At 61.0% G+C, this 22,902-nt stretch carries 24 protein-coding genes; 14 read left to right on the top strand and 10 right to left on the bottom strand.

The annotated features are described in order from the left end of the window. The 9 genes from dnaA to FY550_RS00045 all read left to right on the top strand — a co-directional run bounded on the left by dnaA (nt 1) and on the right by FY550_RS00045 (nt 9,687). The gene (gene dnaA, locus FY550_RS00005; protein ID WP_070980264.1) at nt 1-1,506 is read left to right on the top strand and encodes a chromosomal replication initiator protein DnaA; all 1,506 of its coding nucleotides are present in this window, start codon (nt 1-3) and stop codon (nt 1,504-1,506) included. 83 nt (nt 1,507-1,589) lie between these two features. Then, the gene (dnaN, locus tag FY550_RS00010; RefSeq protein WP_070980267.1) at nt 1,590-2,693 is read left to right on the top strand and encodes a DNA polymerase III subunit beta; all 1,104 of its coding nucleotides are present in this window, start codon (nt 1,590-1,592) and stop codon (nt 2,691-2,693) included. Between the two features lie 103 nt (nt 2,694-2,796). Continuing rightward, the gene (gene recF, locus FY550_RS00015) at nt 2,797-3,900 is read left to right on the top strand and encodes a DNA replication/repair protein RecF (RefSeq protein WP_149054264.1); all 1,104 of its coding nucleotides are present in this window, start codon (nt 2,797-2,799) and stop codon (nt 3,898-3,900) included. Nucleotides 3,901-3,916: 16 nt separating this feature from the next. After that, nucleotides 3,917-6,331, top strand: coding sequence for a DNA topoisomerase (ATP-hydrolyzing) subunit B (gene gyrB / locus FY550_RS00020; RefSeq protein WP_149054265.1), 2,415 nt, complete (start codon nt 3,917-3,919; stop codon nt 6,329-6,331). Nucleotides 6,332-6,464: 133 nt separating this feature from the next. After that, on the top strand, nt 6,465-6,860 hold the full coding sequence (locus FY550_RS00025) for a MerR family transcriptional regulator (protein WP_070980269.1): 396 nt from the start codon (nt 6,465-6,467) through the stop codon (nt 6,858-6,860). After that, nucleotides 6,832-7,251 carry a carboxymuconolactone decarboxylase family protein gene (locus FY550_RS00030; RefSeq protein ID WP_070980271.1) on the top strand — a complete coding sequence of 140 codons (420 nt, stop codon included), beginning with the start codon at nt 6,832-6,834 and terminating at the stop codon, nt 7,249-7,251. Before FY550_RS00025 ends, FY550_RS00030 begins: the two co-directional genes overlap by 29 nt. Before the next feature lie 167 nt (nt 7,252-7,418). Beyond that, entirely contained in the window at nt 7,419-7,646 is a 228-nt protein-coding gene (locus tag FY550_RS00035) for a DUF2835 family protein (RefSeq protein ID WP_070980273.1), read from the top strand. Between the two features lie 113 nt (nt 7,647-7,759). Then, a complete protein-coding gene (locus FY550_RS00040; RefSeq protein WP_070980275.1) occupies nt 7,760-8,965 on the top strand; it encodes a CaiB/BaiF CoA transferase family protein in 1,206 nt (401 codons plus the stop codon). Then, nucleotides 8,962-9,687 carry a glutathione binding-like protein gene (locus tag FY550_RS00045; protein ID WP_070980277.1) on the top strand — a complete coding sequence of 242 codons (726 nt, stop codon included), beginning with the start codon at nt 8,962-8,964 and terminating at the stop codon, nt 9,685-9,687. Before FY550_RS00040 ends, FY550_RS00045 begins: the two co-directional genes overlap by 4 nt. On the opposite strand, the gene FY550_RS00050 is transcribed toward FY550_RS00045, so the two are convergent. After that, a complete protein-coding gene (locus tag FY550_RS00050) occupies nt 9,684-10,841 on the bottom strand; it encodes an MFS transporter (RefSeq protein ID WP_084388205.1) in 1,158 nt (385 codons plus the stop codon). The two genes, FY550_RS00045 and FY550_RS00050, sit on opposite strands and share 4 nt — an antisense overlap. After that, complete coding sequence (locus FY550_RS00055) at nt 10,838-11,404, bottom strand: TetR/AcrR family transcriptional regulator (RefSeq protein WP_070980280.1); 567 nt, start codon at nt 11,402-11,404, stop codon at nt 10,838-10,840. The genes FY550_RS00050 and FY550_RS00055 overlap by 4 nt, the downstream gene beginning before the upstream one ends. 396 nt (nt 11,405-11,800) lie before the next feature. On the opposite strand from FY550_RS00055, the gene FY550_RS00060 reads away from it, so the two are divergent. The 3 genes from FY550_RS00060 (at nt 11,801) to gabT (ending at nt 14,941) form a co-directional block, all read left to right on the top strand. Further along, nucleotides 11,801-11,995, top strand: coding sequence for a hypothetical protein (locus FY550_RS00060; protein WP_149054266.1), 195 nt, complete (start codon nt 11,801-11,803; stop codon nt 11,993-11,995). Between the two features lie 173 nt (nt 11,996-12,168). Continuing rightward, a complete protein-coding gene (locus FY550_RS00065; protein ID WP_070980282.1) occupies nt 12,169-13,596 on the top strand; it encodes an APC family permease in 1,428 nt (475 codons plus the stop codon). A gap of 73 nt (nt 13,597-13,669) precedes the next feature. After that, the gene (gene gabT, locus FY550_RS00070) at nt 13,670-14,941 is read left to right on the top strand and encodes a 4-aminobutyrate--2-oxoglutarate transaminase (RefSeq protein ID WP_149054267.1); all 1,272 of its coding nucleotides are present in this window, start codon (nt 13,670-13,672) and stop codon (nt 14,939-14,941) included. Nucleotides 14,942-15,009: 68 nt separating this feature from the next. On the opposite strand, the gene FY550_RS00075 is transcribed toward gabT, so the two are convergent. From FY550_RS00075 to FY550_RS00090, 4 genes are all read right to left on the bottom strand, one after another. Next, nucleotides 15,010-16,056, bottom strand: coding sequence for an oxidoreductase (locus tag FY550_RS00075; protein ID WP_070980286.1), 1,047 nt, complete (start codon nt 16,054-16,056; stop codon nt 15,010-15,012). 97 nt (nt 16,057-16,153) lie between these two features. Then, a complete protein-coding gene (locus tag FY550_RS00080) occupies nt 16,154-16,570 on the bottom strand; it encodes a carboxymuconolactone decarboxylase family protein (RefSeq protein WP_070980288.1) in 417 nt (138 codons plus the stop codon). Between the two features lie 140 nt (nt 16,571-16,710). Continuing rightward, nucleotides 16,711-17,043 carry a hypothetical protein gene (locus FY550_RS00085; protein WP_070980291.1) on the bottom strand — a complete coding sequence of 111 codons (333 nt, stop codon included), beginning with the start codon at nt 17,041-17,043 and terminating at the stop codon, nt 16,711-16,713. 59 nt (nt 17,044-17,102) lie between these two features. After that, on the bottom strand, nt 17,103-17,723 hold the full coding sequence (locus FY550_RS00090) for a flavin reductase family protein (protein ID WP_070980293.1): 621 nt from the start codon (nt 17,721-17,723) through the stop codon (nt 17,103-17,105). A 127-nt stretch (nt 17,724-17,850) separates the two neighbouring features. On the opposite strand from FY550_RS00090, the gene FY550_RS00095 reads away from it, so the two are divergent. Both FY550_RS00095 and FY550_RS00100 read left to right on the top strand, forming a co-directional pair. Then, nucleotides 17,851-18,417 carry a nucleotidyltransferase family protein gene (locus tag FY550_RS00095; protein WP_233350237.1) on the top strand — a complete coding sequence of 189 codons (567 nt, stop codon included), beginning with the start codon at nt 17,851-17,853 and terminating at the stop codon, nt 18,415-18,417. 83 nt (nt 18,418-18,500) lie between these two features. Next, nucleotides 18,501-19,238, top strand: a complete 738-nt coding sequence (locus tag FY550_RS00100; protein WP_084388207.1) for a polyphenol oxidase family protein — start codon at nt 18,501-18,503, stop codon at nt 19,236-19,238. Nucleotides 19,239-19,298: 60 nt separating this feature from the next. On the opposite strand, the gene FY550_RS00105 is transcribed toward FY550_RS00100, so the two are convergent. From FY550_RS00105 to FY550_RS00120, 4 genes are all read right to left on the bottom strand, one after another. After that, a complete protein-coding gene (locus FY550_RS00105) occupies nt 19,299-19,838 on the bottom strand; it encodes a DUF924 family protein (protein WP_199287825.1) in 540 nt (179 codons plus the stop codon). Nucleotides 19,839-19,846: 8 nt separating this feature from the next. After that, nucleotides 19,847-21,064 (bottom strand): FAD-dependent monooxygenase, encoded by a 1,218-nt coding sequence (locus FY550_RS00110; protein WP_070980300.1) that lies wholly within the window; start codon nt 21,062-21,064, stop codon nt 19,847-19,849. 38 nt (nt 21,065-21,102) lie between these two features. After that, the gene (gene gmhB / locus FY550_RS00115; RefSeq protein WP_070980302.1) at nt 21,103-21,678 is read right to left on the bottom strand and encodes a D-glycero-beta-D-manno-heptose 1,7-bisphosphate 7-phosphatase; all 576 of its coding nucleotides are present in this window, start codon (nt 21,676-21,678) and stop codon (nt 21,103-21,105) included. Between the two features lie 113 nt (nt 21,679-21,791). Continuing rightward, nucleotides 21,792-22,844 carry an SDR family oxidoreductase gene (locus FY550_RS00120; protein ID WP_070980304.1) on the bottom strand — a complete coding sequence of 351 codons (1,053 nt, stop codon included), beginning with the start codon at nt 22,842-22,844 and terminating at the stop codon, nt 21,792-21,794. Nucleotides 22,845-22,902 lie beyond the last annotated feature (58 nt).

Here is a 22,902-nt window from a genome sequence, read left to right on the forward strand (position 1 = left end):
GTGTCGATCGCACTCTGGCAACAATGTCTTGAGTATCTGCAGGACGAAATCAGTTCGCAGCAGTTCAATACCTGGATTCGTCCGCTCCAGGCCGAGGATGGTGAAGACGCCAACGAGCTGTCGTTGCTGGCGCCCAACCGCTTCGTGCGCGACTGGGTCAGCGACAAGTATCTCAAGCGCATCAACGAGCTGATGCGTGAGCTCTCCAGTGGTGGCAAGCCGCCTCGGGTCTCGCTGGGTATCGGCAGTCGGCGGACCGTCTCCAATCCGCGCCTGGCGCCCTCGGCGAAAGAGCGCAGTGCGCCGGCGGAAAATCCGGCTCCCACACCACCCGCTGCGCCGACCGCCCCGCGGGGTGACTATCGCGATGAGCGGGAGATCGATTCCTCGGCCACCCCGCGACGCAGCAGCACGAACACGGCCAGCGCCAACAGCAGCAACGGTAGCGGTGAGCGTCAGGTGCAGGTCGAGGGCAGCCTCAAGCACCAGAGCGGGCTCAACCCCAACTTCACCTTTGATACCTTCGTTGAGGGCAAGTCCAACCAGCTGGCCCGTGCAGCTTCGCGCCAGGTGGCAGAGAACCCCGGTGGCGCCTATAACCCGCTTTTCCTCTATGGCGGGGTAGGTCTGGGCAAGACCCACCTGATGCATGCCGTAGGCAATCAGCTGGCCGGACTGCGCGAAAATGCCCGGGTGGTCTATCTGCATTCCGAGCGCTTTGTCGCGGACATGGTCAAGGCGCTGCAGCTCAACGCCATCAATGACTTCAAGCGCTTTTATCGCAGTGTCGATGCGCTGCTGATCGATGATATCCAGTTCTTTGCCGGCAAGGAGCGCTCCCAGGAGGAGTTCTTCCATACCTTCAATGCCCTGCTGGAAGGCGGTCAGCAGATGATTCTGACCTCCGATCGCTATCCCAAGGAGATCAGCGGTGTCGAGGAGCGGCTCAAGTCCCGCTTCGGCTGGGGGCTGACGGTCGCCATCGAGCCGCCGGAACTGGAAACCCGGGTGGCGATCCTGATGAAAAAGGCCGAGCAGTCGAAGGTTGATCTGCCGCACGATGCCGCCTTCTTCATTGCGCAGAAGATTCGCTCCAACGTGCGTGAACTGGAAGGGGCACTCAAGAAGGTCATCGCCGACTCCCACTTCATGGGGCAGCCGATCAATCAGGAGTTCATTCGCGAGTCGCTCAAGGATCTGCTGGCGCTGCAGGACAAGCAGGTTGGGGTGGACAACATCCAGCGCACCGTAGCCGAGTATTACAAGATCAAGGTGGCCGACCTGCACTCCAAGCGCCGTTCGCGCTCGGTGGCCCGGCCGCGTCAGATTGCCATGTCGCTGGCCAAGGAGCTGACCAATCACAGCCTGCCGGAAATCGGCGACGCCTTCGGCGGGCGCGACCACACCACGGTGTTGCACGCCTGTCGCAAGGTAGGCGAGCTGCAGGAAGAGAATGCCGATATCCGCGAAGACTACAAGAATCTGATGCGGCTGCTGACCAGCTGAGCCGATCGGGCCGGCGCCACCATTGTGCGGCGCCACCGTAGTCACGACAATGAACCGAAGACGTGCCCGAAAGAGTGGAGCCCATGAAACTTGCCATCACGCGTGAAGCCCTGCTGCGCCCGCTGTCCCTGGCAGCAGGCGTGGTCGAGCGCCGTCAGACCCTGCCGGTGCTCTCCAATGTGCTGCTCGAGGTCAGCGGCAACGAGCTGTCACTGACCGGTACCGACCTTGAGGTCGAACTGATCGGGCGCGTCGAGCCGTCGAGCGTCGAGGAAGAAGGCTCGGCTACCGTACCGGCGCGCAAGCTGATGGATATCTGCAAATCGTTGCCGGATCAGTCCGAGATCACGCTTTCTGTCGAGGAAGGGCGGGCCCTGCTGCGCTCCGGGCGTTCGCGTTTCACCCTCTCGACCCTGCCGGCGGCCGAGTTTCCCAACATCGAGGAGAGCGAGCAGCGCAGCGAGCTGACGCTGAACCGCGGGACGCTCAAACATCTGATCGACTCAACCTCCTTTGCCATGGCGCAGCAGGACGTGCGCTACTATCTCAACGGCATGCTGATCGAGCTGCGCGAGGGGCTGGTCCGCACCGTGGCGACCGACGGTCACCGGCTGGCGGTCTGCGAACGCGAGGTCGAGCTCGAAATGAGCGAGCCACAGCGTCTGATCCTGCCGCGCAAGGGGGTGATCGAGCTGTCGCGTCTGCTCGATGATAGCGAGGAGCCGATCACCCTGCGCCTGGGGACCAATCATCTGCGGGCCAGTACCGGTGCCTTCACCTTCACCTCCAAGCTGGTCGATGGCAAGTTCCCCGACTATGAACGGGTGATTCCGAAGGGCGGTGACAAGTTGGTGATTGCCGAGCGCAGCGAGCTGCGTCAGGTCCTTTCGCGTACTGCGATCCTTTCCAACGAGAAGTATCGTGGCGTTCGCCTCAATCTCGAGGCCGGCAACCTGCGTGTACTGGCCAACAATCCCGAGCAGGAAGAAGCCGAGGAGAATGTCGGCGTCAATTATGACGGCGCGGGGCTGGAGATCGGCTTCAATGTCGGCTACCTGGTCGATGTGCTCAATGTGCTCGCCACCGAGCAGGTGCAGATCACCCTGTCGGATGCGTCAAGCAGTGCCCTGCTGGAAGCCCCCGGTGGTGGCGACGCCCGCTACGTGGTCATGCCGATGCGGCTGTGAACCGGCTACCGCCGCCTTCCGAAGCCCGGTGGCCTGAAAAGGCCGCCCGGCGTTTGCTTTCGTGTCACTGGCGCCGGGCCTGAAGCCTGTACTGCGGAGTCGCATGTCGCTCGAACGTCTTCAGCTGGTCAATCTGCGCAATCTTGGACGTCTCGATATGGCGCCCGGTGCCGGGGTCAATCTCGTCACGGGTGCCAACGGCAGCGGCAAGACCAGTCTGCTGGAAGGCATTCATATCCTTGGGCTGGGGCGCTCCTTTCGCACGCGCCAGCTCAAAAACGCCATCGCTCATGAGCACGAAGGACTGACGGTCTTCGGTCGTCTGGCCGGTAATCCGCCGGTACCGCTGGGTGTAGAGCGCCGCCGTGATGCTGATGGCCTGACCATGCGACTGGCCGGTGAACGGGTCGATCGCATTGCCGAGCTTGCGCGCCGCCTGCCGCTGCAGCTGATCAATCCCGATGCCTTTCGACTGATCGAGGGTTCCCCCGCCGCCCGCCGCGAGTTTCTCGATTGGGGCGTGTTTCACATGAAACATGACTTTTTCGATGTCTGGCGCCGCGCCAGACGGGCGCTGAAACATCGGAATGCCCTGCTCAGACATGATAGAATCGAGGATCGAACACTGGCGCTGTGGAGTCATGAGCTGGCGCGCTGGAGCGATATGCTTGATGCCTATCGTCGCGACTACATGGCGCAGTTCGTACCGGTATTTGAAGCCACGCTCGCCGAGCTCATCGATATCCCGGAAATGACGCTGCGCTACCAGCGAGGCTGGGATCGGGAGCGTTCACTGGGCACTCTGCTGGAAGAGAATCTGGCAACCGACCGGCAGATGAAATTTACCCAGCAGGGGCCGCAGCGGGCCGATCTTCGCCTGCGTGTCGGCCGCCATCCCGGTGTCGAGGTGCTCTCACGAGGGCAGCAGAAGCTGGTGGTCAGCGCCATGAAGCTGGCCCAGGGGCGACTGCTGGAGCAGCAGGACGAGCAGCGCTGCATCTATCTGATCGACGACCTTGCCGCCGAGCTGGATGACCAGCATCGTCGGGGATTCTGTCGACTGCTCGAACAAATGAACTGTCAGACCTTTCTGACCAGCATCGACCCGGATGCCCTCGAGGGCTACTGGCACGCTGATACGCCAATCGAAAGGTTTCATGTGAAACAGGGACAGCTGGAACACGCCAACGGCGACCGGCCAACCTGACGACCAGGGGCAAGCAATGAGCGAACACGCCTACGATTCATCGAGTATCAAGGTCCTGAAGGGGCTGGATGCTGTCCGCAAGCGTCCGGGCATGTATATCGGGGATACCGATGATGGTACCGGCTTGCACCACATGGTTTTCGAGATCGTCGACAATTCGATCGACGAAGCGCTGGCAGGGCATTGCAGCGAAATCCGGGTAGTGATTCATCCCGATGAATCGATCACCGTCTCCGATGACGGTCGTGGTATTCCCACCGATATTCACTCGGAGGGGGTTTCGGCGGCCGAGGTGATCATGACCGTGCTGCACGCCGGCGGCAAGTTTGACGATAACTCCTACAAGGTTTCCGGGGGCCTGCACGGCGTTGGGGTGTCGGTGGTCAACGCGCTCTCCGAAGAGCTCAAGCTGACCATCTGGCGCAACAACCAGGTCCATGAGCAGACCTATCACCATGGTGTGCCACAATCACCGCTGTCGGTGGTTGGCGAGACCGAGCAGTCCGGGACCCAGATCAACTTCCGACCCTCCAGTGAAACCTTCGCCAATATCGAATTTCACTACGAAATTCTCGCCAAGCGTCTGCGAGAGCTGTCGTTTCTCAACTCGGGCGTGGCGATCCGGCTGCTGGACGAGCGTGATGGCCGCGAAGAGCTGTTCCACTACGAGGGCGGTCTGCGTGCCTTTGTCGACCATCTGAACAACAACCGTTCGACCATCAACCCGGTTTTCCACTTCAATGTGGAGCGCGATGACGGCATTGCGGTCGAAGTGGCAATGCAGTGGAACGACACCTTCGTCGAGAACATCTACTGCTATACCAACAACATCCCGCAGCGCGATGGCGGTACGCACATGGCGGGCTTTCGCGCCGCGCTGACCCGTAGCCTCAACAGCTATATCGAATCCGAAGAGCTGCAGAAGAAAGCCAAGGTCGCGACTTCCGGTGATGATGCCCGTGAAGGGCTGACGGCCATCATCTCGGTCAAGGTGCCCGATCCCAAGTTCTCCTCGCAGACCAAGGACAAGCTGGTCTCCTCCGAGGTCAAGACGGCGGTCGAGCAGGAGATGAGCCGACAGCTTTCCGATTACCTGCTGGAGAATCCCAACGAGGCCAAGGCGATCGTCAACAAGATGCTTGACGCCGCCCGGGCCCGTGAAGCCGCCCGCAAGGCGCGTGAAATGACGCGACGCAAGGGTGCACTGGACATCGCCGGCCTGCCGGGCAAGCTGGCCGATTGCCAGGAGAAGGACCCGACGCGCTCCGAGCTTTACCTGGTCGAGGGTGATTCCGCTGGCGGTAGCGCCAAGCAGGGGCGGGATCGGCGTACCCAGGCAATCCTGCCGCTCAAGGGCAAGATCCTCAACGTCGAGAAGGCACGCTTTGACAAGATGCTCTCCTCGGCGGAAGTCGGCACCCTGATCACCGCGCTGGGGTGCGGTATCGGCCGGGAAGAATTCAACGCCGACAAGCTGCGCTATCACTCGATCATCATCATGACCGACGCCGATGTCGACGGCTCGCACATTCGCACACTGCTGCTGACCTTCTTCTTCCGTCAGATGCCGGAGCTGATCGAGCGCGGTCACGTGTTCATCGCCCAGCCGCCGCTTTACAAGATCAAGCGCGGCAAGAACGAGATGTATCTCAAGGACGAAAACGCCCTGATCAATCATCTCACCAGCACGGCGCTGGATGGGGCGCGACTGCACGTCAACGAAAACGCCCCGGGTATCGCCGGCGAACAGCTCGAGACCCTGGTCAGTCAGTATCGCGGCGTGATGGATCGCCTTGATCGCCTTGCCCGGGTTTACCCGGTCGAGGTGCTGCGCAAGATGATCTACATCGAGCCGCTCGATGAGGCGAAGCTGGGCGATCGCGAGACCATGACGCGCTGGAGCGAGGAGCTGCAGGGGCAGATGGATGCCCTGGTGGCCTACGAAGGGGGCCCGCGTTATGAGATTTCGCTCACTTTCGATGAGGAGCGCAGCTTCTATCTGCCGAAAGTGGTGCTGACCGCTCACGGCGTCGCGACGGATTACGCGCTGGGCGCCAACTTCTTCCGCTCCGCCGACTATGGCGCCATGCTCGAGCTGGGCAAGCGGCTGAACGGCCTGCTGGAAGAGGGCGCCTATATCGCACGAGGCGAGCGCACCAAAGCCATCAACAACTTCCACGATGCGCTGACCTGGCTGATGAATGAAGCCAGCCGTGGCTTCAGCATTCAGCGCTACAAGGGGCTCGGCGAGATGAACCCCGATCAGCTGTGGGAGACCACCATGGACCCCGATAGCCGCCGCATGCTGCAGGTGACCATCGAGGACGCGATTGCCGCTGACATGATGTTCAACACGCTGATGGGCGATGAAGTTGAGCCGCGGCGCGACTTTATCGAGCAGAACGCGCTGGTGGCCAATCTGGATATCTGATCCGGCCTGTAAGGCAAATGAGAGGAAGGCGGCCTGCGGGCCGCCTTTTTCATGTCGGTACTCTTGAAAGTGCTTGACCTGGAGTGCGCTCCAGGCCGTAACCTGGAGATGATCGGAACATGGAGAGACGACCGTGAGGATTGGAGAACTGGCGCAGTGTACGGGGTTATCGGTACATACCATTCGCTATTACGAGCGAATCGGCCTGCTGCCGAAAGCGCCGCGGGATGGTGCTGGCCAGCGCTTTTACAACGCCTCTGTCCTGAGCTGGATCGAGTTTCTGGGGCGATTGAAAGCCACTGGCATGCCGATTCGGGAGATGGTGCATTATGCCGCCCTGCGTGAGCAGGGCGACAGCACTCTGGCGGAACGGCGTGAAATGCTCGAAGCGCACCGTGAGCAGGTTCGCCAACAGCTGCATGTCCTGCAGGAAGCACTCCATGTTCTGGATACCAAGATTGAAGGTTATGCCGATATGGAAGCGAACAGGAGCCCGACACATGACACACGATCCAGTAAATTGCAGTGAAAGCCGTTTGAGCCGGGGCCGGCGTGCATTGGCCCGCATTGATGGCGAAGCCGGCCAGCATGTGGTTGATGCCTTGAGCGACATTGCACCGGATTTCGCCACCTATCTGCTCGAGTTTCCTTTCGGGGATATTTACTCTCGTCCGGGGCTTTCATTGCGCGATCGTGAACTTGCCACCATTGCAGCGCTTACCGCCATGGGTAATGCCGCACCGCAGTTGAAAGTGCATATCGCAGCGGGCCTGAATGTGGGCGTAACGCGCGAAGAGATCATCGAGGTGATCATGCAGATGGCCGTCTACGCGGGGTTTCCGGCTGCGCTCAATGGCCTGTTTACCGCTCGTGAAGTATTGATCGAGCAGGGGGTGATGCCTGAATCTCGGGCCACCTGATCCTGCGAGGATTGACCGTAACCAGCGGCAATAGACGATTCGCCAGTGAGCCCCGCATCTGCGGAGTTAATCTGGTGATGTTTCACGTGAAACATCAGGCCCCGTCCCTTTGCTGTCACCCAGGACTTCTCATAAGCTGGCATGGCGTTTCACAATTTTCCTTCGCCATGCCTACCATCGATATCGTGCTGAATCTCACTGCGCAGCAGTGCCGCAGTTACTATGCCGGGGAAGCCGAGCATATTCATACCCATAGTCCGGATGGTCGCAAGGTGCTGCTGCCTGCGCGGGCGCTACACCGTATCGTGGGCCCGAGCGGTGTGCAGGGGATTTACCGGATGACGTATGACGACAATGGCCGGTTTGTATCACTTAAGCGTATTGGCGCACTTTGATACGTCATTTCATGGATCATCTGCATCTCGTGTGCATCCGCTGATCAGCAGGCCGTGGCAGCGGGAGACCGGCCCCTGTGCCAGGCTTGCTGCAGTACAGGGAGGCAGGACAGATGACACTACCCATGAGCGGCTTCCGGGTCATTGATCTGACCGCGATGGTTTCCGGCCCGGTGGCGACCATGCAGCTCGCCGATCAGGGCGCTGAAGTGATCAAGGTCGAGCGACCGGACAGCGGCGATCAGACCCGACTGGCGGCCAACCAGCGGCACGGCTTTTCGGCGAACTTTCTCAATAACAATCGTAACAAGCGCTCCGTCGCGCTCGATCTCAAACGGCCCGAGGGTCTGGCGACGCTGAAGCGCCTGTGTGCGAATGCCGATGTACTGGTACAGAATTTTCGTCCCGGCGTGGCCGAGCGCATCGGCATCGGCGAGGCGGCCATTCGCGAGGTGGCGCCGAATATCATTTATGTCTCGATCAGCGGTTTCGGTGAGAGCGGACCTTATACCGGCAAGCCGGTCTATGATCCGCTGATCCAGTCGCTTTCGAGCCTGGCCACTATTCAGGGCGGTTCGGATGAGGCACGGCCCAGGCTGGTGCGCACCATCGTGCCGGACAAGCTCACCGGTTATATCGCCGCCCAGGCGATTACGGCGGCGCTGCTTGCCCGTGAGCGCGGCCAACCCGGTCAGCATGTGCATGTATCAATGCTCGATGCAGTGGTTGATTTCCTGTGGCACTCCGACATGAACAGCCAGACCTTTGTCGGCCATGAGTTCAATCAGGCGCAGGCCGCCAGTTTCATTGATCTGATCTATCAGACCACCACCGGTTACATCAGCGTGGCGGTGCAGAATGATCGCGAGTGGCAGGCGTTGACCGAGGCATTGAATGTACCAGAGTGGCGTGATGACCCACGCTTTGCCACCTTTGCTGATCGCCAGGACAACATCAACGCGCGCCTCGAGCTGACCCAGGAAAAGCTGGCCGAGCAGAGCGCCGAGTATTGGCTCGAGCGACTCAACGAGTTCGGTGTGCCCTGTGCGCCGGTACTGACGCGCTCGCAAATGATCGAACACGAGCAGGTTACGGCCAATGAGCTGCTGGTCGAATATGATCACCCCGAGGCGGGCAGGCTGCGTCAGACGCGCCCGGCGGCGCGTTTCTCCCGGTCGGATGCGTTGCCTCTGAACGGCGCGCCGGCGCTGGGCGCCGGTACCCGGGCAGTACTGGCGGAGAACGGTTTCAGCGATGAGGAGATTGATCGGCTGCTTGATTCAGGTGCAGCTGTCGACGAGGGGGGGAGTGCCTCATGATCGACTTCTACTATTGGCCGACGCCCAACGGCTGGAAGATCGCCATCCTGCTCGAGGAGCTGGCACTCGACTATCGGGTGGTGCCTGTGGATATCAATGCCGGCGATCAGTTTGCCCCCGAATTTCTGGCCATCTCGCCCAACAATCGCATGCCGGCGATCGTCGATCATGCACCGGCTCAGGGGTATGGCGAAGCACCACTGCCCATCTTCGAGTCCGGGGCCATCGCTCGTTATCTGGCGCACAAGGGCGGTACGTTCTATCCGGAAGAGTTTCGGCTACGCAAGGAGATTGATGAGTGGCTGTTCTGGCAGGTGGGCAATCTTGGCCCGATGGGGGGCCAGATGAGTCATTTCGTCAACTATGCCCCCGAGGCGCAGGCGGGCGGCTACGCCGAAACGCGCTATCGGGACGAGTATCACCGCTGCCTTGGCGTGCTGGAACGTCGACTCGAGGGTCGGACATATCTGGTAGGCGAGCACTACAGTATCGCTGACATCGTCAACTGGCCCTGGGTGTTGATTGCCAGGGCCATGGGGCAGCCGCTCGATGAATTCCCGCAGGTGACTGCCTGGCGGCAGCGGGTCAAGGAGCGTCCTGCCGTGCAGCGTGGTGTCGAACTTGGCAGGGAGTGGCGCAGCGGCGGTCAGCCGAAGGACGAGTCGGCGCGCTCGGTACTGTTCAATCAGCGCGCCAATCATGCCAGCAGGGGCCGCGACTAGGTGGCAGGGGCGGGCTGGCGCAGCTGTGGTGCGCGGTAGTGAGCCAGCATGGTCAGCAGAGCGATCACGGCAAACACATTAAAGCAGCCCCCATACCCCAGATGGGCGATCAGACTGCCCGCCAGCGGTGAGCCCATCACCTGACCGATCGCAATCATCAGAAAGGGAAGCCCCAACCCGATGGCGGGGCGATCTTCGAATACCTCGATCCCCCACACCAGATAGATGCCGGTCAGCATGATATAGGAAGCGCCAAACAGTGCCGCGGCCGCAAGCGTTGCGGTGTTGTGACCGGCGGCTGCGACGATCAGCCAGAGTGCGAGCGCCATGGCAGTCAGCGCGAGGCGATGGATGGCGTTCAGCCCGAAGCGCTTGATCAGATCGCCTGTCATGGCGCCTGCCAGCCCGGCGAGTCCCATCACGATCCACGCCAGATTGGCGATCTGCTGCGGTTTGTCGCCGACGTGAGTAATCACTTCACCAGCAAAAGTCCAGAAGGCGGCACTGGCGATGCCCATGCCGGTTGCGGCTGCCATCAGTTTCACCGCGCGCAGGCGCCACAGCGTCGCGCCGTGATCATTGCTTGCGTCAGCGCGGCTGCTCGAGCGTGGCATGACCATCAACAGCCAAAGGGCATTGGCCAGCGCGGCCAGGGCAAAGGCGCCATAGGCAAGGCGCCACTGCCCGGTGGCCAGAAAGGCGGCTGGTCCGGAGATGGCAACCCCCAGACTGGTGCCGGCGTTGATCACGGTATTGGCACGCGCCTGTCTGGCGCGATGGATCCGCACCGAGACCGCCTGTGCCATCGGCGGTGAGGCCAGCCCGGTGCTCATGCCGGCGAATATCATGGCGGCAGCCAGCAGCCAGGCACTGTGGCTGAGGGCCACTACCGCCATGCCGGCAGCGGCGATCAGGGCGGCCCCTACCGCCACCGTCCTTGGCCCGAGCCGTTCGACCAGCAGGGCGCTGACCACGATGGCCATACAGTAGCCCAGATAGGCCCCGCTGCCGATGACGCCGGCAATAGTGGCATCCAGCCCGACATCGGCCCGGATCTGCGGCAGGAAAAGGCCATAAGCGAAGCGGGCCAATCCGTAACAGATGCCGATCAGCAGGGTGCCGGCAGCGATCAGTGGCATATTGTCCTGTTTCATGAGACGACCTCCTTGTCGGTGAAACAGCGGTGTATCTGACGTCTGAGCGACTCACCAATGACTTCGGGTGGCATCAGCTGCGCGTATTGGGTGGCTCCTTCCAGAGCGGTGGCGAGATCGAGGGCGAGCGCTTCGGGCTGGGTGGCGCCTGCGTCGGCCAGCAACCGGGTCAGATAGCGGTGAAGGCTGCGCTTGTGTTCGGTGGCCAGCGCACTGATCGTCGTCGAGTGTGCCTCGTACTCACCCAGCGCCTTGATAAAGAGACAGCCATGCACAGCGCCGTGGAACAGAAATTGGAGATGGGTTTCGGCCACATGCAGCGCCAGTGCCAGCGCGCCTGCCTCGGGGGCGGGGCGCGAGCGATCGATGGCATCGAAGTAAGACCGATCACGCTGACGCAGTACGGCCTCTACCAATGACTCCTTGGAAGTGAAGTTTTGGTAGAAGGTCCGGCGGGTGGTGCCGGCCTGCCTGACGATACGGTCCACCCCGGTGGCAAAGAAGCCTTCCTCGTGGAAGAGGCGCTCTCCGGTATCGATCAGGTCCTGTCGTTTGCTGGACATGAGCTCTCCATATGAAGCTGTCAGAGTAGAACGATTTGTATACTCAGATTGGCCGGGTGCTATCGAAGGGTCAAGTTGAAATCCCATTTATGTCGATATTGGTGGGATTTTCGATCAATAGGTGGAGATGTATCTACATGGGAATATCTTTATATATAGAATGACATGTTTACTTATGTGGCAGCGCTACGTGACCATCGGTTGTCTGATCACTGCTGCTGAAGTCGACGAATGGCGCGGGATGTGCCAGCGTCAACCATGAAGCGCTCTGCGCCGGGGCCGGGGTGTGGGGCGTGCGATGAGCAGGGCGAGTCGCTGCTCGATGAGCCAGGGGACACTCGGGAACCGCGTATCGGGCCGGCGCTCAGGGAATCATTCGATTGACAGGAGAGAGCCATGCCCAATGGACCACCGGCGCCAGAACAGCGCCCTGAAATGTTGCAGGAGCTGGATGAGGTGCGTGATGAGCTGCGCGAGCTGGCCGATGGCGAAGCGGATGGGGCGCGTCGGGCACGGCTCACCCGGCTTGAGCATCGTTTGACCCGGCTCGAAGGCTATGCGCTGGCACTGCTGGATGCCATTGAACGTTGACGTGCGGATCGGGCTCATGGAGGGAGTGAAGGCACTGCGACAGGCGCCATTGAAGAGTTCGTGATGTGTGAATGCGGCGGCTACAGTGAACAGCATGAGGCATCGATTTTGCCCCCGGTCGGGCCGAGGCTTCAGGGTGACGATTCCAGTCAACGCGAAGGTGGATAACAATCATGACGACACAACAACCACGTGAGCTGGTTCGGGTATTGGCCCGGACCGATGTACTGGCCCTGGCGTTCGGTGCCATGATCGGCTGGGGCTGGATCGTGCTGACCGGCACCGCCATTCTCAACGCCGGCAGCGTCGGTGCCATTATTGCTTTTTTGATCGGCGGCGTAGCCATGGCCCTGATCGGGCTGACTTACGCCGAACTCGCCGCAGCGATGCCCAAGGTCGGTGGCGAGCATGTCTACAGCTATCGAGCGCTGGGGCATTTCGCCTCGTTTCTCTGTACCTGGAGCATCGTGCTGGGGTACGTCAGCGTAGTGTCGTTCGAAGCGGTGGCCCTGCCGACCGTGGTCGAGCAATTGGCGCCGGGCTATGACATCGGTCATCTCTGGACTGTCGCCGGCTGGGAGGTCAAGGCGACCTGGGTGGCGGTCGGGGTCGTCGGCTCGATCGTGATGATGGCGATCAACTATGTCGGTATTTCAACGGCGGCGCTGCTGCAGAAGGTCGTCACCGCACTGATTCTGGTGGCCGGCGTCATGTTCATTACCGGCTCCCTGTTTACCGGACATACCGACAACATGAGACCTCTGTTCAATATCGACGGCGGTCTGGTGGGCGGCATCATGTCGGTACTGGTGATGGTGCCGTTTCTGTTCGTCGGCTTTGATGTCATCCCTCAGGCGGCGGAAGAGATCGATCTGCCATTTCGCGATATCGGCAAGGTGCTGATTACTTCGGTGCTGCTGGCGGTGGCGTGGTACTCGCTGATCATCCTGGGGACCAGCCTGATGCTCGATCACGACGCGCTCAGTGGCAGTTCGCTGAGCGTGCCCGATGCCATGACAGCGGTCTTCGGCAGTGCCTGGGGCGGTAACCTGATGGTGCTGGCAGGCATTGCCGGCATTATTACCAGCTGGAATGCCTTCTATATCGGTGGCTCTCGGGCGATCTATGCGCTGGCGCACGCCGGCATGTTGCCGGCCTTTCTGGGTCGTCTGCATCCGCAGCATCGTACCCCTGTCAACGCCATTCTGCTGATCGGGGCACTGTCGACCATTGCCCCCTTTCTTGGCCGGCCGGCGCTGGTCTGGCTGGTGGATGCCGGGGGGCTGGGGATCGTCATCGCCTATCTGATGGTGGCACTATCGTTTCTGGTGCTGCGTCATCGTGAGCCATCGATGTCTCGTCCTTTTCTGGTGGGGAGAGGGAAGTGGGTCGGTGGCATTTCGGTGGCGCTGGCGCTGGGCATGGTCTGTCTCTATCTGCCTGGTAGCCCATCGGCCCTGACCGGCACCGAATGGGTGATCTTCGGGCTCTGGATGCTGGCAGGGCTGGCGATGTACGGCTTTGCGCTTGCCCGCTACGGGCGCGACTACAGCGCCCGCGTAATGCACTCCGAACTGCAGCAGGAGCGCGCCGAAGAGTAAGGGCGCGCAAGGGTATGCGGATCGGCAATCTCGCACCGCAGTCGGCTGCGGTGGCACGACAAGGAGCAGTGAAATGACCAACGCCGAACTCAATGAGCTGAAACAGCGCTATGTGGCCAGTGGTGCTGCAAGCCCGGATCAGCACTTCGCTGAACGAGCCGAGAATGCCGAGCTCTGGGATGCCGATGGCAAGCGGTTCATCGACTTCGCCGGGGGCATCGGGGTGCTCAATATCGGTCATCGCCACCCGAAGGTGGTCGAAGCCGTCAAGGCGCAGCTCGACCGCGTGATGCATACCTGCCAGACGGTCATGCCCTATGAGGGTTATGTGAAGGTGGCCGAACAGCTCAGCCGGATCACGCCGGTGCGTGGTCATGGCAAGGTGATGCTGGCCAATTCCGGTGCCGAGGCGCTGGAAAATGCCGTCAAGGTGGCACGCGCTGCGACCGGCCGCTCCAGCGTGATCTGCTTCTCCGGCGGCTATCATGGCCGGACCTTCATGACGATGGCCATGAACGGCAAGGTGGCGCCCTATCGTACCGATTTCGGGCCCATGCCGGGGCAGGTCTATCGTGCACCCTATCCGATCGATGCCCTCGGGATCAGCGAGGAAGATGCGCTGAATGGTCTGAAAATGACCCTCAAGACCGATGCCAACCCCCGCGATACTGCCGCCATCGTGATCGAGCCGGTGCTGGGCGAGGGCGGTTTCCACGCGGCATCGCCGAGCTTCATGAAGCAGCTGCGCGAGCTCTGTGATGAGCACGGCATTCTGCTGATCGTTGATGAAGTCCAGTCCGGTTTCGGTCGCACCGGCAAGATGTTTGCCATCGAGCACACCGGGGTCGAACCGGATATCATCACCATGGCCAAGAGCATGGGCGATGGTATGCCGATTTCAGCCGTAGTGGGTACTGACAAACATATGGATGCCTCGGGCAGTAATTCGCTGGGCGGCACCTACACCGGTAGCCCGGTCTCCTGTGCTGCAGTACTGGCGGTGCTGGAAGTGTTCGAGCAGGAGCAGATTCTCGAGAAGAGTCAGGCACTGGGCGAAAAGCTGGGCGAGCGCTTCGAGCGCTGGGAGCACTCCTTCTCCTGCGTGCGCAATTCGCGGCATCTGGGGGCCATGGCGGCGTTTGATGTGGTCGGTGCCGATGGTGAGCCGGATGCCCAGCTGACCGGAGCACTGTGCAAGCAGGCCCGTGAGCGCGGCCTGATCCTGCTATCCTGTGGTCTCTATGGCAACACCATCCGGTTTTTGATGCCGGTCACCATCAGCGACGAGGTTCTGAACGAGGGGCTCGATATCATTGAATCGCTGCTCTCGGAACTGGCCCGCTGATATTGGTAAGCCAAAACGAGAAAGGCCCCATTCGGGGCCTTTTTCATGCTCGCCTGTCAGGCAATCGATCACTGATCGAGTACGATCTCGCGGCGCTCACGGGCACTCTGGTGGGCGGCCTCGATGACCCGCACGACGTCATGGGCCTGCTCGGCCGTGACCGGAAGTGGTGCACCCTCCAGTACAGCAGCGGCAATGCCGGCATAGAAAGCCTCATAACGGCCACGCTCGGTGGCCATCGTGCGCTGATGGCCTTCTCCGTCGGTATAAAGCCCTCGTTGTGCCTCCGGCTCCTCACCCCAACCCGGCTGGCCGGGCCACTGACCGGCCTTGAGCTGGGACTCCTGCACATCCAGGCCGTACTTGATGAAGCTGCCACGATCGCCGTGTACGGCAAAGTGAGGGCCTGGCCCGGCCATCAGGCAGGAGGCGCCGAGAATGACCCGAAGGCGGCCGTAACGCAGCACAAGATGGAACCAGTCATCGACGCTGGCCTGAGGCCGCTGGGTCTGTACATCGGCCGTGATCGCCTCGGGCAAGCCGAACAGTTGTACGGCCTGGTCGATCAAATGGGCGCCCAGGTCGTAAAGTACCCCGGCGCCCGGCGACGTGGTTTCCCGCCAGCCCGTTTTGGGCACAGGGCGGAAACGGTCGAAATGCGCTTCGTAGTGCAGCACTTCACCGAGTCGGTGAGCGTCAATAAGCTGGCGCAGGGTTAGAAAATCGCCATCCCAGCGGCGATTCTGAAAGACGCTGAGTAGCCGGTCGTGCTTTTGGGCCAGGGCGATCAGTGCCCGGGACTCTTCCGAGGTTACGGTGAAGGGCTTGTCGATTACGACATGCTTGCCGGCACGCAGCGCCTGTTCAGCCAGTGGGGCATGGCTGTCGTTGGGCGTGGCAATCACCACCAGATCGATGGCGGGATCTTCGATCAGGGTCGTCGGATCGGTGCGGGTTGCGCTGGGCAGATCATGAGCAATCTGCGCGGCCCGGCTACTGGCCACAGCGGTCAGCTCCAACCGGGGTTCGGCGCTGATCAGCGGGGCATGGAAGGCGGCACCAGCCGTCCCGTAACCGATCAGTCCTGTCTTCAATCGGTAGGTCGAGGCCGTCATGCCATCCTCCCTGTTCGAGTTGCAAATCCCGTTATGAAAGCCGTTTCAGGTTTGCAAGTGGTTGCTTACATGCCTGCCACGATAAGAAGAAGCCTGTTTATGCGTCGTTGACGACGCGATCGGAGACGCGATCCAGCGTGCCGGTCAACTCGATGGCCAGCGTCAGATCCGCCAGCTCGCGAGGGCTGAACTGGCGGATCGCCAGCAGACGGCTCTGATTGTCGCGAGGACGAAAATGGGTGAAGGCTTCACACCAGGCCAGGGCGGCACGCTCACGCTCACTGTATTTGTCGGAGGCCGACCAGTCGGCCAGCGCATCGATCTTTTCCCGGGAAACCCCCATGTCAATCGCTTCGGCAATGCGAAGATGCTGGCAATTTTCGCAGCCATTGATCTGCGAGGCGCGCAGTTCCGCGAGACAGCGAATGGACGGATCAAGACTGCAGGTGCGGATCGAACGGGTATTGTAATAGACCTCATGAAGGTCGATGCGGGCATCCCGAGCGGTAGCCATGACAGGGTCTCTCCGTGGCGTGGAAAGCAGACGCTTCCCGTGTGCAATGAGTACCACATTGGTACTGTATGGTGTTATGGAAGTCGATCCATCGGCAATTTGCAACAACCGGCCTTGCAATGATTGACCCCGGTTGCAAATCAGACGTCACGGCCTTTGGCTGCGGCACGCTCTCGGCCCAGCAGATATTCGGCAATCTCGTGCCACTCCTCATCCAGCGAAGTGGTTGCGACCGGACGCTGGGCACGCCGATACCAGTAACCGGCATTACCCAGATCGCCCTCCCGACGGTGCAGGTGAGCATGCACCCAGGCCTCGTCCAGACCGGTGGCGGTATCGACCTGATCGTGAGCCTGGTGCCAATCGGGTTTGCCGGCCCACCAGAGGGCGCGCAGCGGTGTGCTGAGGGTCTCCGGCGGCACATCCTCGTCGAGGCTGTCGATAAAGCGCTGCACTGCCCGTTGCACGTCCATGAGATCTCCCGTTATCCGCTGTCATGATCCGGGTGGCCGGGTCATTGGTCTCACGCCGCTCAGTCGGGACGCTTCATGCGAAAGCGCTGGGTATCGCTCACGCTGAAGTAGTCTGCCGGCCCACCGGCGCGCATGATCGGCTCCGCCCGCGCGGTATCGTAGATGCCGTCGACCAGCATGTCTTGTGCTATATGGACTCCGACCACCTCACCGATGATCAGCCAGTTGTTGGTGGGTGTGCCATCGGCGCTATCAAGACGCAGGATATGGCAGAGTCGGCATTCAAAGGAGACAGGGGTCTCCGCCACCCGCGGAACGCTGATCACCCGTGAGGGAGCCGGGGTCAAACCGGCCAGCGCGAATTCATCGGTCATTGCATCAACCGATGCCGAACTGGCATTCATGGCCTCGGCCAGTTCCCGGGTGGCCAGATTCCAGCAGAACTCGCCTGTCTGCTCGATATTGGTGACGCTATCCTTGTAGCCGTAGCTGGAGAAGCCAATCATCGGTGGCTCGGCGTTGAGCGCGTTGAAAAAGCTGTAAGGTGCCAGATTGAGTGTGCCGCTCTGGTCCATCGATGACACCCAGCCGATCAGGCGCGGCGCCACGATCGCCTTGAAGGGATCGTGTGGCAGGCCATGGCCCTGAGCAGGTTCATAAAAGTGAAAAGTGTCGGTCATGGAACAATTCCGTGATCAGAGGCGTAATGGCTGCCTGGAACATGTCTGTCTCCAGACTAAAACAGTCGCGCCAGATTGCCAGTACTCAGTGTCGAAGTGTCGCAGGGGGTGGGGTATGACAGCAGACGTGACACAGACCCCATCCGGGGTGCGTATTCGGCAGTGGCTGCGCGAGGATGAGGCGCGCATGGCTGCCTTGCAGGTGTTGGCTACCGTTGCACCGCCGGATGCCTGGCTGGCGGCGGGGTTCGTGCGCAATCTCGTCTGGGATCGGTTGCACGGCTATTCGGTGCCCACGCCGCTCAATGATCTGGACGTGATCTACTTCGATGCGGTTGATGTATCGCGCCCCACCGAGCAGGCGTTCGAGGTGGCATTACGGGCGCGACTCGATCACCCCTGGTCAGTGCGCAACCAGGCCCGTATGCATCGACGCAACGGGGACAGGCCCTATCAGGACAGCATCGATGCCATGTGTTACTGGGTGGAAGTGGAAACCGCCGTCGCCGTTCGCCTGACAAGGGCGGATACGCTGCAGCTCGCGGCACCGTTCGGCCTGGAATCGCTGATGGCAGGGCGGGTGACGCCGAATCCTTATCGCCCCCGACCGGAGGCCTTCGCGCGGCGATGGCACGAGAAAGGCTGGCTACAGCAATGGCCCCTGTTAAGTGAGTACTCACCCACATCGAGCTGAGTGATATCAGGCTTGCCATACCGTCGATAGCTCGCTCGACTTGCGCACCGATACCTGCCTCCACTGCGCCACAGGAGACGACCATGATAGCCCGGATCATGACGCACGCTCGACTGGATGATATTGCAGCTATCGAGCATGGGTTTGGCACTCGACACTCTCTCGTGCCACCGGTACTGGCCGAGCGTCCCTCGGCCCGACCGCAATGTCGGCAGGTTCATGGCACCACCGTGGTGACTGTGACCCGGCCAGGCCAGGCATGTGGTGAAGCGGATGGCTTGCTGACCACTCGGGCCGGCATACCGCTCGGGATTGCGACCGCCGACTGTCTGCCGATACTGCTGGCACATCGCAATGGACAGGCAGTCGCTGCCCTGCACGCCGGGTGGCGTGGGCTGCTGGCGGGCATTATCGAGCGGATGATCGAGTGCATGCAGACCCTGGCGCCCCCCGAGGAGTGGGTAGCTGTCATTGGACCGGCTGCCAGCATGCAGGCCTATGAAGTCAGTGAGACTCTGGTGGCACGTTTCTGTCAGGAGTTGAGCATTCCCGAGTCCATCATCTCACCACAGTGGCGCAGGCTCGATCTGGCCGGTATGGCTCGTCACAAATTATCCATCGAAGGTGTAGGAACCGTCGCTGATCTTGATCAGTGCACCATGACTACCCTGCAGGATGGCCGGCGCGGCACGATTGATGGCTTCGATAGTGATGCCTATCGCTACAACAGCTATCGTCGCCATTGCCTGAACCATCCGGACGCCAGCACTCGCCCCCGGCTCGGCAATCAGCAGGCGGGCATCATGATTCGCGAGCGCTGAACCCTGGCGTCAGAAGCGATGGGAAAGCTGAAAGGATGTGACGTGTTTCACGTGAAACAGTCATTGGCTGCCGGGCGTTTCAAGGTAGCTCTGCTCTTCGGGCCGGGTCTCTCTTCCCAGAGCAGCATTGCGCCAGGGGAAGCGGCCGAAGCGTTCGATGATGTCATGATGGCGCCGGGCCTCGGGGAGATGGCGCTCCAGTGCCGGCTGTTCGAACAGACGGAGCGCCTGGCGCTGAATGATCAGGGATTCGCTGTGCATCAGCGGCATGTAGAGAAAAGGACGTCGAACAGGATCAAGCCGGTGATCGACAGCTCGGTCGATGGCTTCCTGAGCGAGTATCAGTGCCAGAGCATCCTGTTGCCAGGCTCGCGGGTCATCGCGAAAGAGATTACGGGAGAACTGATCGAGCACGATGATTTCTGCCAGACGGCCCTCATCGCTGTCGCGCCAGTGCCAGAGCTCCCCGGCCGCAGCGCTGGCATGCAACGCTGAAAAGCACTCGCGGATGATGTGATCCACCTGCTCATCGCGGCGAAACCACTGGCGCGGACGCAATCGAACAAACCAGAAATCGAGGACTTCGGCTGGTGAGATCATCGCCGCAGTCATGTCGGCCCGACGGCCATCTTCATCATCAGTCGCTTGACCGGCGTAATGTGATTGGCGCCTCCGAGACCTCGCCCGAAAAGATCGGCCATGGGTGAACGGAAAATATCGTAGAGCTGATCAACGGCGGTCAGCATGGCGGCATTACGGGGCCACTGATGGCGCTGATAATGCTTCAGTGCTCGCTGGTCACCGAGATCACGGCCATATCGCAGCGCCCGATCCAGCTGATCGCCGAGAATTTCAACATCTGCCAGGCCCAGGTTGACGCCCTGACCTGCCATGGGATGAATGACGTGTGCGGCGTCACCGATCAGGGCCAGTCGCGGCGCAATATAGCGCTGGGCATGCTGACGGGCGATCGGGAACTGGCCCCGTTCGATAATGGTCTCGATTTCGGGCAGCCGAGGCGGAAAGTGCTGACGGATCGTGGCCTTCAGCATTTCGTCATCCATGGCCATGCGGCTCTGTACGGTGCCGGGGCGGTCATACCAGATCAGCGAGGCCTGACGATCATGCAGCGGCAGCAGTGCCAGTGGTCCTTCGGGAGCGAACACCTGCCAGGTCGTGTGAATGTCACGATGCTCGGCGAGACGCACATTGATGACCTGGGCATTCTGCGCATAATCGCGGGAGCGTGCATCGATCCCGGCATCCCGACGTACCATCGAGCGGGCGCCATCGGCACCGATCAGCAGCGCGCCTTCGATGATGTCACCATTGTCCAGTATGAGCCGCTGGCGGTCCGGCAGCACTTCGCGTGTGCGCACCCGGCTCTCTGCCAGCAGCGAGACGCGCTCGCGCTGTTTGAGCAACTGCCACAATGCATATCGCAGCCGATCATTCTCGACGAACACGCCGAACCGGGGGAGCTGGATATCGGAAGCATCAAAACTCAGGGCTACCGGTCTGGTGCGATCGCCCACCTCCAAACGGTCGAAAGTGGTCAGAAACCACTCCGGTAGATGTGCCAGTACGCCGTTGCGTTCGAGCAGGTTGATGGCCCCGGCATTGAGTGACGTGGTACGCAGGGCAAGGGTGTCTTCCGACAGTGCTTCCGGTGCCTGATCGGCATCGATGACGGCGATGGTCAGCCCGGGATGTCCATCAATGGGGGAGCGGGCTTCGATCTCGCCCAGCCGGGCCGCCATGGCAAGCCCCACGATGCCGCCCCCCTGAATCACTACATCGAAGCGCTGAAGGTCCGTGTCTGCCATGGTGTCGTCCGCCATTGTATAAGGGGAGGGTGCGAGGGTCAGGGCGCAACATTGCGCAGTTCGCCGGCCAGCAGTCGGCGCGCAAAATCGAGCAGGGAATCGGCCACAACCACGTCTTCGGGACGCTCCACCTGTTCGAGATCGCTCAGGGTAATGCGTCCCTTGCCGGTCAGTACCAGAGCCACGCGACAGCCGGCGTTACGACCCGCCTGAAGGTCACGGAGACTATCACCGACCATCCAGGCGCCATCGAGTGATGATAATCCAAGCGTATCGCGAATCTCGAAGAGCATGCCGGGTCGAGGCTTGCGGCTGTCGCTGGCATCATCCGGGCCATGGGGACACCAGGCCACATGGACCAGCTCGCCGCCGCGGGCTCGTACCTCACGACACATCTTGTCATGCATGGCCGTCAGTACGGACTCGTCAAAGTAGCCACGAGCAATGCCTGACTGGTTGGTCGCTACGGCGACCTGCCAGCCTGCCTGATGCAGCAGAGCGATCGCTTCCAGTGCCTGAGGAAAGGCCACCCACTGCTCGGGAGAGCGAATGAAAACCTCCGAATCCTCATTGATGACGCCATCGCGATCAAGAATGACCAGTCCTTCGCTCATTATGCCTGTCCCATCGGGTGCAAGTTTCAAGTGTAAGGTGCGGTCTGGGGTGGAGCAACCGGGGCGCCATGGCCCCGGGGAATGTTTCACGTGAAACATCGATCAAAGAGTGATCACGGAATGATGCGATTGGCTCGCAGGTCGTCCAGCGCCTGAAGCAGGGTATCACCAGCCGGCAGCGTTTCACCGAATCCGGCCTGATGTATCTTGTTGACGTCGGAGATGACATCCGTCTCGGTATTGAAAACGAAATTGCCGAAACCCCAGCCGACCAGGCGTTCCAGATCGGGTTCGACGAGATCATGTCGCTCGGCCAGACGGCGCCACACCTCACCCTTGTCAGCCATGTGAGTCGGCAGATCAAGCGGTACCGGTGAGGCCGTCTCCATACCCAGATGCCCGGCCACGTCCTGCCAGAGCCGCTCCCAGCGAAACACATCGCCGTTGGTGATGTTATAGGCTTGACCGGCAATATTCGGGGTGGTAGCCGCCCAGACACTGGCCCGCCCCAGCAGCCCCGCATCGGTGAACTGCATCAGCACCCGGTAGGCACGCTCGCTACCAGGAAAGCGCAGCGGAATGCCGAGCTCCTTCGAGATGGCAGCAAACACGCCGATGACCAGCGCAATATTCATGGGGTTGCCATGGACATGGCCATCAACCATCACATCGGGGCGCAGTGCCACATAATCCCAGCTGGCGCGCTCGGCACGCGCGGCCAATTGTGTTTCCTGCGCCTGGTAGATGTTGGGTGGCATATGCCCCGGGTCGCTCTCCCGGGCAGGGGTCGGCACATCGGCACCAAGATGAATGCCGTAGATCTTGAAACCCTGATAGATCACCACACGCTCGAGTGGCGCTCCGGCCGCTTCGAGGGCGTCGAGCAGATTGGCCAGCATCTGCCCATTACGCTCGGCCTCGACGGAGAGATTCCCATCCGGGGAGAGGGCGGCATAAAAGAGATGAGTCGTGTCAGCCGCCTGTTCGGCAATGACGCGTGCCGTTGCCTCGGCATCAGTCAGATCGGCCCGAATGGTGGTCATGCCTTCGATGTCATGCCGGGCAAGCCCTCTGACATCAGCTCCGTAGGCTTCAAGCTCCCGGGCTGCGCCGTGACCGATAATGCCGCTGGCGCCGGCAATGAGTGCCTTCATGTGTTCTGCCATGCCTGCTCCTTGCCATGAAATGAGACGCCGTACCATTGCAGGCAGGACGCCCTGTCAG

It is taken from the genome of Kushneria phosphatilytica, assembly GCF_008247605.1.
Lineage (GTDB): Bacteria > Pseudomonadota > Gammaproteobacteria > Pseudomonadales > Halomonadaceae > Kushneria > Kushneria phosphatilytica.

What these genes read in the sequence shown, in the direction of transcription:
- dnaN (WP_070980267.1), top strand. Translation starts at nt 1,590, where the DNA reads ATGAAACTTGCCATCACGCGTGAAGCCCTGCTGCGCCCGCTGTCCCTG.
- recF (WP_149054264.1), top strand. Translation starts at nt 2,797, where the DNA reads ATGTCGCTCGAACGTCTTCAGCTGGTCAATCTGCGCAATCTTGGACGT.
- gyrB (WP_149054265.1), top strand. Translation starts at nt 3,917, where the DNA reads ATGAGCGAACACGCCTACGATTCATCGAGTATCAAGGTCCTGAAGGGG.
- FY550_RS00030 (WP_070980271.1), top strand. Translation starts at nt 6,832, where the DNA reads ATGACACACGATCCAGTAAATTGCAGTGAAAGCCGTTTGAGCCGGGGC.
- FY550_RS00035 (WP_070980273.1), top strand. Translation starts at nt 7,419, where the DNA reads ATGCCTACCATCGATATCGTGCTGAATCTCACTGCGCAGCAGTGCCGC.
- FY550_RS00040 (WP_070980275.1), top strand. Translation starts at nt 7,760, where the DNA reads ATGACACTACCCATGAGCGGCTTCCGGGTCATTGATCTGACCGCGATG.
- FY550_RS00045 (WP_070980277.1), top strand. Translation starts at nt 8,962, where the DNA reads ATGATCGACTTCTACTATTGGCCGACGCCCAACGGCTGGAAGATCGCC.
- FY550_RS00050 (WP_084388205.1), bottom strand. Translation starts at nt 10,841, where the DNA reads ATGAAACAGGACAATATGCCACTGATCGCTGCCGGCACCCTGCTGATC.
- FY550_RS00055 (WP_070980280.1), bottom strand. Translation starts at nt 11,404, where the DNA reads ATGTCCAGCAAACGACAGGACCTGATCGATACCGGAGAGCGCCTCTTC.
- FY550_RS00060 (WP_149054266.1), top strand. Translation starts at nt 11,801, where the DNA reads ATGCCCAATGGACCACCGGCGCCAGAACAGCGCCCTGAAATGTTGCAG.
- FY550_RS00065 (WP_070980282.1), top strand. Translation starts at nt 12,169, where the DNA reads ATGACGACACAACAACCACGTGAGCTGGTTCGGGTATTGGCCCGGACC.
- gabT (WP_149054267.1), top strand. Translation starts at nt 13,670, where the DNA reads ATGACCAACGCCGAACTCAATGAGCTGAAACAGCGCTATGTGGCCAGT.
- FY550_RS00075 (WP_070980286.1), bottom strand. Translation starts at nt 16,056, where the DNA reads ATGACGGCCTCGACCTACCGATTGAAGACAGGACTGATCGGTTACGGG.
- FY550_RS00080 (WP_070980288.1), bottom strand. Translation starts at nt 16,570, where the DNA reads ATGGCTACCGCTCGGGATGCCCGCATCGACCTTCATGAGGTCTATTAC.
- FY550_RS00085 (WP_070980291.1), bottom strand. Translation starts at nt 17,043, where the DNA reads ATGGACGTGCAACGGGCAGTGCAGCGCTTTATCGACAGCCTCGACGAG.
- FY550_RS00090 (WP_070980293.1), bottom strand. Translation starts at nt 17,723, where the DNA reads ATGACCGACACTTTTCACTTTTATGAACCTGCTCAGGGCCATGGCCTG.
- FY550_RS00100 (WP_084388207.1), top strand. Translation starts at nt 18,501, where the DNA reads ATGATAGCCCGGATCATGACGCACGCTCGACTGGATGATATTGCAGCT.
- FY550_RS00105 (WP_199287825.1), bottom strand. Translation starts at nt 19,838, where the DNA reads ATGATCTCACCAGCCGAAGTCCTCGATTTCTGGTTTGTTCGATTGCGT.
- FY550_RS00110 (WP_070980300.1), bottom strand. Translation starts at nt 21,064, where the DNA reads ATGGCAGACACGGACCTTCAGCGCTTCGATGTAGTGATTCAGGGGGGC.
- gmhB (WP_070980302.1), bottom strand. Translation starts at nt 21,678, where the DNA reads ATGAGCGAAGGACTGGTCATTCTTGATCGCGATGGCGTCATCAATGAG.
- FY550_RS00120 (WP_070980304.1), bottom strand. Translation starts at nt 22,844, where the DNA reads ATGGCAGAACACATGAAGGCACTCATTGCCGGCGCCAGCGGCATTATC.